The organism is Pseudoxanthobacter sp. (assembly GCF_036822375.1).
Lineage (GTDB): Bacteria > Pseudomonadota > Alphaproteobacteria > Rhizobiales > Segnochrobactraceae > Pseudoxanthobacter.
On record NZ_DAISHT010000029.1, the window covers coordinates 18936 to 26507 of the forward strand.

Here is a 7572-nt window from a genome sequence, read left to right on the forward strand (position 1 = left end):
GTGTCCGGGCGGTTCTGCCGCTGCCCGGCGCACTGACGACCGATGGCGGCAGGCGCGGCACACCGCGCCGCAACCGGCCCTGCCGCCCGTTTTCCACGCACCGCGCACGCCTCCCGACCCGGCTTCGCTCCCGAAGCACGGCACGGGCCCGGCTGTGCCGCGCGCAACCGGCCGGCGGCCCGCCTGCTCCGGGCTGCCGGCCGCCCCCTGCCGCGTTCTCTTTTGCCGCGTTCTCTTTGTCTGCCGTTCTTCCGGCGTCCGTTCTTCCGCCCCGGAAAGGCCCTGCCATGTCCAAAGCTGCCATGTCTGAAGCCGATATGTCTGAAACAGTCTGGTCCGAAGTGACGCGATCCGGCGCAGAGGCGGCGGCGACCGGCGCACCGCCCCCGAATGCCGCCGCCGTGCCGGCCGCGGGCGGGGCGGGCCTGCCGGCGCGGGCCGGCACCGGCTTCAAGCCGGCCCATTTCAGCGCCATCGTCGCCGCCCCGCAGCCGGTCGGCTTCTTCGAGGTGCATGCGGAAAACTACATGGGCGACGGCGGCCCGCCCCACGCCTGGCTCACGCGCCTCAGAGCCGATTATGCCCTGTCGGTCCACGGCGTCGGCCTGTCGATCGGCGGCGACCGGCCGCCCGATGCCGCCCACCTCGCCCGCCTTGCAAGGCTGTGCGCACGCTACCAGCCGGAGCGGTTTTCCGAACATCTGGCGTGGTCGAGCCACGACACCGCTTTTCTCGGCGATCTGCTGCCGCTGCCTTACACGACGCAGACGCTGCGCACGGTCGCCGGCCATATCGACCGCGTGCAGCAGGCGCTCGGCCGGCAGATGCTTCTGGAGAATCCGGCCACCTATCTCCGCTTTGCCGCAAGCACATGGGCGGAGACCGATTTTCTCGCCGAACTGGTCCGCCGCACCGGCTGCGGGCTGCTGCTGGACATCAACAACGTCTGGGTCAGCGCCGCCAACCACGGGTTTTCGGCCGCCGCTTACCTCGCCGCCTTTCCGCTGGCGGCCGTGGGTGAAATCCACCTCGCCGGCCACCATGCCGGCACCGACGACAACGGCCATGCGCTGCTGATCGATGCCCACGACAGCCCGGTTGCCGATCCGGTGTGGGCGCTGTTTGCCGGCGTCATCGCCCGCGCCGGCCCGCTGCCGACGCTGATCGAATGGGACAACGACGTGCCGGACTGGCCGCGCCTGCTGGCCGAGGCCACGGCGGCCGACGCCATTCTGCAGCGCCATCGCGCGCAGACGGCGGCGTGAGAAGCGCCATGGACAGCCCCCCGAACACCGCCGCCTCCCCTGCCGCCGCTGACACCGCCCCCGCCGGCCTGCGCGATGCGTTCGCCGCCGCGCTGGCCGCCGGGCCCGGCCATCTGCCGCCGGGCCTCGTCGCGCCGCCGGGCGCCAGCCTTGCCGGCCGTTTCGCGGTCTATCGCAACAACGTCGCCGCCGCCCGGGCCGGCGCGCTGGAAGCCGGCTTTCCGGCCGCCTGCCGCATCGTCGGCACGGATTTCTTCCGGGCCATGGCGCTGGCGTTCGCGGCGGCGCATCCACCGCGCTCGCCGGTGCTGCTCGATTACGGCGCCGGCTTCGCCGCCTTTGCGCAGGCCTTTCCGCCGGCGGCAACCGTGCCCTATCTCGCCGATGTGATGCGGCTGGAATTCGCGCGTCTGCGCGCCTGTCATGCGGCCGACGCGCCGCCGCTGGCGGCGGCCGGGCTGGCCGGACTTGCGCCGGCGGCCGTCGCCTCTCTGCGGCTGCGGCTTCACCCGGCCGCGCACATCGTGCGCTCGCACCACCCGGTGCTCACGATCTGGGCCATGAATGCCGGGGATCTGACGCCGGCGCCGGTCGGCCACCTGCCGGGCGAAGACGTTCTGGTGCTGCGGCCGGGGCTGGCCATCACCCAGCGCTGCCTGCCGCCCGGCGGCGCGGCCTTTCTGCTGGCGCTTCAGGCCGGCGAAACGCTGGCTGCCGCCGCCGCAGCGGCAACCGGGGCCGCACCGGATTTCGATCTGGCCCCGAGCCTCGCCGGCGCCCTTGCCGCCGGTGCCTTCGTCGCCTTTGCAACCGGAGAGGACAGACCATGACAATGTGCAGACCGGCTCGTCGCCTGTGCGCGCTGGCGGCCCGCTTCCCGGCCGATATTCTCGCCCTCATGGCCCGGCTTTCCATCGCCGGCGTGTTCTGGCGCTCCGGGCAGACCAAGGTCGACGGCTTCCACGTCACCGACGCCGCGCTCTATCTGTTCGAGACGGACTATCGCCTGCCCGTGCTGTCGCCCTGGCTGGCCGCCCATCTCGCCGCCGTTTCGGAACACCTCTTTCCGGCGCTGCTGGTGGCGGGCCTCCTGAGCCGGCTGTCCGCGCTGGCCCTGCTCGCCATGACGCTGGTGATCGAGGTCTTCGTCTATCCCGATGCCTGGCCGGTGCACGGCACATGGGCGGTGTGCCTGCTGGTGATCCTCAGCGGCGGACCGGGCCGGTTCTCGCTCGATGCGCTTCTCGCCCGCCGGTGCCCGGCCCGGCCGGTTGAGACCACCCCGGACTCCGGCTAGGAAGAAAGTGCGGCCCCGCAGTCTGCGCCCGCACCCCCGGTTTCCGGCACCGCAGCGCCCGGCCGGGAAATCAGAGAGAACGCCCGTGTCCGACACCGCCGAAAAGACACCGCTCTGCCAGTTTTACCATCTGGAGCGCCACGGACTGGATGCCGTTCTGCCGACGCTTCTGGAAAAGTGTCTGGAACGCAACTGGCGCGTCACCGTGCAGGCGGGCTCCAAAGAGCGGCGCGACGCGCTCGACACCTTTCTGTGGACCTACCGGGACGATTCCTTCCTGCCCCACGGCACCGCCGCCGACGGGCCGGCGGAAGACCAGCCGGTCTTTCTCACCGCCGGGCCCGACAACCCCAACGGCGCCACGGTGCGCTTTCTGGTGGACCGCGCGGATATCGACGATCCCGCCCCCTATCAGCGCGTCGTCTTCCTGTTCGACGGCCGCGACCCCGAGGCCCTCGAACACGCGCGCGGCCAGTGGCGGCTGCTGAAGGCGGCCGGCCACAATCTCACTTACTGGCAGCAGTCGCCCGCCGGCCGCTGGGAGCGCAAGGCCTGAGGGCACCCCGCGCCCCTGCCGCCCGCCGGCGGGCGGAAGGCGGGCGACGGCTTCGCCCCCCCTCCCGCCCGGTCGGCGTGAGGAACCGGGTCCTGCGACCTGCGCGTCAGGCGCCTTCGTAGTTGTCGGCCACCAGACGGTCGAGCAGGCGCACGCCGAAGCCCGACGACCAGCCGCGGCTGATCTCGGTTGCGGGCGAGCCCATAGCCGTGCCGGCGATATCGAGATGCGCCCACGGCGTGTCGCCGACGAAGCGCTTCAGGAACTGCGCGGCGGTGATGGAGCCGCCATAACGGCCGCCGGTGTTCTTGATGTCGGCGACCTTCGATTCGATCATCTTGTCGTATTCCGGCCCGAGCGGCATGCGCCACACCCGCTCGCCGGTGGCGAGGCCGGCCGCCGTCAGCGCCGCGGCCAGATGGTCGTCGTTGGAGAACAGGCCGGCATGGTGGCTGCCGAGCGCCACCATGATGGCGCCGGTGAGCGTGGCGAGGTCGATGGCAAGGCGCGGCCGGAAGCGCTCGATGGCATAATGCAGCGCATCGGCCAGCACGAGACGGCCCTCGGCGTCGGTGTTGATGACCTCGATGGTGGTGCCGGAGCGGGCCCGCACGATATCGCCGGGGCGCTGGGCCGCGCCGTCGGGCATGTTCTCCACAAGGCCGAGCACGCCGACCGCGTTGACCCGGGCCCTGCGCCCGGCCAGCGCCGCCAGAAGGCCGGTCACGGCGGCCGCGCCGCCCATGTCGCCCTTCATGTCTTCCATGCCCGCCGCCGGCTTGATGGAGATGCCGCCGGAATCGAACACCACGCCCTTGCCCACGAACAGCAGCGGCGCCTCGTCGGCCGCCGCGCCGTTCCAGCGCAGGATGACGACGCGCGGCGGCCGGGCCGAGCCCTGCGCCACACCCAGCAGCGCCGCCATGCGCTCGGCCTGCAGTTCCGCCTCGCCCAGAATCTCCACCTCGATGCCGAGGCTGGCGAGCTTCAGCGCGCGATCGGCAAATTCCAGCGTGCCCAGCACGTTGGCCGGCTCGTTGATCAGGTCGCGCGCCAGCACGACGCCGCCGATCACCGGCTCAAGCCGGGCCCACGCCGCACGCGCCGGCTCGACCTGCCCCACGGCAAAGGCGAGGGTGACGGCCTCCGGCGCCGCATCCTCGGCCGGGCGCGACTTGTAGGTATCGAAGCGATAGCTGCGCAGCACGGCGCCGGCGGCCAGCGCGGCGGCGGCGGCGGGCGTTACCGTCAGTGCACCGGCGACGTCGGCATAGATGGTGGCCGCCGTCGCGCGCACCTCGGCAAGACGGCCGGCGATCACGCCGCCGAGATTCAGCCAGTCGAGTTCGCCGGGGTCGGCAGCGCCGATGGAAACGACCAGAATGCGGTCCAGATCGAGCCCGGCCGGCGCCACCAGATCGAGCGTCGCCAGACGGCGGCCCTTGAAGCCGGCCGCCACGAGGGCGCGGGTCAGCCCGCCGCCGGCGGCCCCGTCGAGCAGCGCCGCGTGGCCGCCGAACAGGCTGGCCTCGTCGGTCAGAAGCACCGCCGCGCGCACCGCGGAAGGCGCGACCGGACCGAAGGAAATCGTGGGCAGAGGAGCCATGAAACGCTGTCCCGATGAAAGGATGGAGACGGGCCGCGGCGGCATGACACCGCGGACCCTGCGGCGGACGATGGCCGCCCCGGCAGAAAAGAACGCCCGCCGCGGGAACCGGCGAAAGCCCGACTGGGCCCGCCAGCGCGGCGGCGCCGGGGCAGCGCCGCTGTGAGGCCCCTAACATAGGCGCCTCGCGACAGCCCCGGCAAGCCGCCGGCAGCGCGCCGCCGCCGGTGCCGCCGCGGCAAGCCGGATGCCGGACACCGGCCGGCTACGCGCCGGCCGCGGCGTTTCTTTCCGCTTCCCTGCCGGAATATATCGCCTCCGCGCTGCCATCTTCATCGGAGATTCACCACATGTGCGCTTCCATGGCGCGGGACAGCCGGGCCCGGCACCGCGCCGGGCGATTGCACGAAGCCGCTTCCCTCCGCATATTGGAACGGTTCGGCTTTAAAGACCCCGCACAGGACGGTGCCGCGCCGGAGCGGCCACCGGGTATAAGGCCAGCAGAGGGGGCAGAGGCAGGCGGACAGGCAGAAATCGGGCGCGCAGGCTGCGCCCCGGCCGATTGAACGGCGCGTGGAGTTCTGAGTCGGATGGGTTTGATCGGTCGCTATATCTTCGGCAAGGCTGCCGGCGGTTTCATCGCCGCTCTGGCCGTGCTGGCCAGTGTCGTGTGGGTGACGCAGGCCCTGCGGCAGCTCGATCTGATTACCTCCAAGGGACAGGCCATCGGCGTGTTCCTGCAGATCACGCTGCTGGCGGTTCCCTTCCTGATGCTGCTGATCGCGCCGTTCGCCATCGTGATCGCGGTGGTCGTCGTCCTGTCGAATCTCTCCGCCGACAGCGAGCTGATCGCCATGCACGCCTCCGGGGCCTCGCGCTGGCAGGTGCTGAAGCCGATCTTCACCCTCGGCGTCGCGGTCGGGCTGTTTGCCGCCTTTCTCTCGCTGTGGGCCGCGCCCATGGGCCTGCAGCATGTGCGCGTGGCGCTCAGCGCCGTGCAGGTCGATGTCGTCGCCTCCATCATCAAGCCCGGCCGCTTCATCGAAATGGAGCCGGGGCTGACCTTCCACATCCGCGACCGCACCTCCGGCGGCGTCATCAAGGGCCTCGTGCTGTCCGACGAGCGCGATCCCGACAAGGCCATGACCTATCTGGCCAAGGATGGCGAAATCGTCGATGCGATGGGCCGCACGCTGCTGATCATGAAGAACGGCACCATCCAGCGCCGCACCTCCGACGGCAATCTGTCCATCGTGCGGTTCGATACCTATGCCTTCGACCTCAGCGCGATGACGCCCGCCAATGCGCCGGTCGTCTACCGCCCGTCCGAGCGCACCACGCTGGGCCTTGCCGGCGAGGCGCCGGTGGCCGGCCAGCCGGAGGAGATCTACGGCCGCATGCGCTCCGAACTGCATGACCGCCTGAGCCAGCCGTTCTATCCGCTTGCCTTCTCGCTGATCGTGTTCCTGTTTCTGGGCGAGCCGCGCACCAACCGTCAGGGCCGCGCAGTGGCATTGCTCGGGGCCATCGTTACCGTCGGTCTCGTGCGTCTGGCCGGCTTCGGCGCCACCACGCTCGCCATCCGCTCCGGCGGCGGCGTGGCGCTGATGTATGCGGTGCCGCTCGGCACCATCGCCCTGTGTCTGGCGATCATCCTCTCCGACCGCGCCCTCAGCCTGCCGCGCCCGCTGCAGCAGCTTACCGATCGCATCGCCATCGGCTTCAGCACCCTCGCCGACCGCTTCGGCCGGCGGACCGGACAGGCGTGAGGCGGCAATGATCGGCAGGACCCTCTCGCTCTATCTCGCCCGCCGCTTCACGCGCTGGATCCTCGGCATCTTCCTGATCGGCGCCACGCTGGTGTTCGTGGTCGATTTCTTCGAGCTTCTGCGCCGCATCGGCGACGACGAGAGCTTCAACATCGGGCAGGCGGTGCTGCTGTCGCTGATGCGCACCCCCTCGCTGACGGAGCGCATTCTGCCGTTCGCCACGCTGTTCGGCTCCATGGCGGCGTTCGTCGGCCTGACCCGGCGCTCGGAACTGGTGGTCATCCGCGCCGTCGGCGTTTCGATCTGGCAGTTCATCGCGCCGCCGATCGCCGTCACCCTCCTCATCGGCGTGCTGGCCACCACGGTCTACAATCCCGTCTCGTCCTGGCTGAAGGACCGCGCCGACCTGCTGAGCGTCGAACTGTTCGGCCGCGAGCAGATGATCATGCAGCAGACCACCCAGCAGGTCTGGGTGCGCCAGCGCTCGCAGGATACCGAGTCGGTGCTGCATGCCCGTCAGGTGCGCGACAAGGGCAATACCATCGTCGGCGTCACGCTGTTCGTGTTCAGCCTCACCGGCGATTTCGTCGAGCGGCTGGAGGCGGCGCGGGGCGAACTGGGCGACGGCGTGTGGAAATTAACCAACGTCACGGTTTCCGTGCCCGACGTTGCGCCGACTCATCTTGCCACTCTGGATTTCCCCACCCGCATCAAGGCGGAAGAGATTCTCGACCAGATTGCCCAGCCCGATGCCGTGTCCTTCTGGCAACTCGGCGGCCTGATCGACCGGGCAGAGCGGGCGGGCGTGGCCGCCTATCCCTATCGCCTCCAGTTGCAGACGCTGCTTTCCCTGCCGGTTTTCCTGGCTTCCATGGTGCTGATCGCCGCCACCGTTTCGTTAAGGGTATCTCGCTTCGGCGGCACCGGGCGACTGGTGGCAAGTGGCGTCGCAGCCGGCTTCGTGCTTTATGTAACGACGGAGATCGCCCGCGATCTCGGCTCGGTGGGCATCATCGCTCCCACCATTGCCGCGTGGGCTCCGGGGATCGTCGCCGCCCTTCTGGGCGTGACAATTCTCC

At 70.5% G+C, this 7572-nt stretch carries 7 protein-coding genes; 6 read left to right on the forward strand and 1 reads right to left on the reverse strand.

The features are described 5' to 3' along the window. Positions 1-317 precede the first annotated feature (317 nt). The 4 genes from V7067_RS05090 to V7067_RS05105 all read left to right on the forward strand — a co-directional run bounded on the left by V7067_RS05090 (position 318) and on the right by V7067_RS05105 (position 3118). Positions 318-1265 (forward strand): DUF692 domain-containing protein, encoded by a 948-nt coding sequence (locus tag V7067_RS05090; RefSeq protein WP_334174798.1) that lies wholly within the window; start codon positions 318-320, stop codon positions 1263-1265. An 8-nt stretch (positions 1266-1273) separates the two neighbouring features. Next, positions 1274-2095 (forward strand): putative DNA-binding domain-containing protein, encoded by an 822-nt coding sequence (locus V7067_RS05095; RefSeq protein WP_334174799.1) that lies wholly within the window; start codon positions 1274-1276, stop codon positions 2093-2095. 2 nt (positions 2096-2097) lie between these two features. Then, entirely contained in the window at positions 2098-2562 is a 465-nt protein-coding gene (locus V7067_RS05100) for a DoxX family protein (RefSeq protein WP_334174805.1), read from the forward strand. 85 nt (positions 2563-2647) lie between these two features. Further along, a complete protein-coding gene (locus V7067_RS05105; protein WP_334174800.1) occupies positions 2648-3118 on the forward strand; it encodes a DNA polymerase III subunit chi in 471 nt (156 codons plus the stop codon). A gap of 106 nt (positions 3119-3224) precedes the next feature. Here V7067_RS05105 and V7067_RS05110 read toward each other — a convergent pair whose 3' ends face one another. Further along, positions 3225-4724, reverse strand: a complete 1500-nt coding sequence (locus V7067_RS05110; RefSeq protein ID WP_334174801.1) for a leucyl aminopeptidase — start codon at positions 4722-4724, stop codon at positions 3225-3227. Between the two features lie 590 nt (positions 4725-5314). Between V7067_RS05110 and lptF the strand changes: the two genes are divergently transcribed. Further along, entirely contained in the window at positions 5315-6493 is a 1179-nt protein-coding gene (gene lptF, locus V7067_RS05115) for an LPS export ABC transporter permease LptF (RefSeq protein WP_334174802.1), read from the forward strand. Positions 6494-6500: 7 nt separating this feature from the next. Then, on the forward strand, positions 6501-7572 hold a 1072-nt coding region (lptG, locus tag V7067_RS05120), incomplete at its 3' end, for an LPS export ABC transporter permease LptG (protein WP_334174803.1).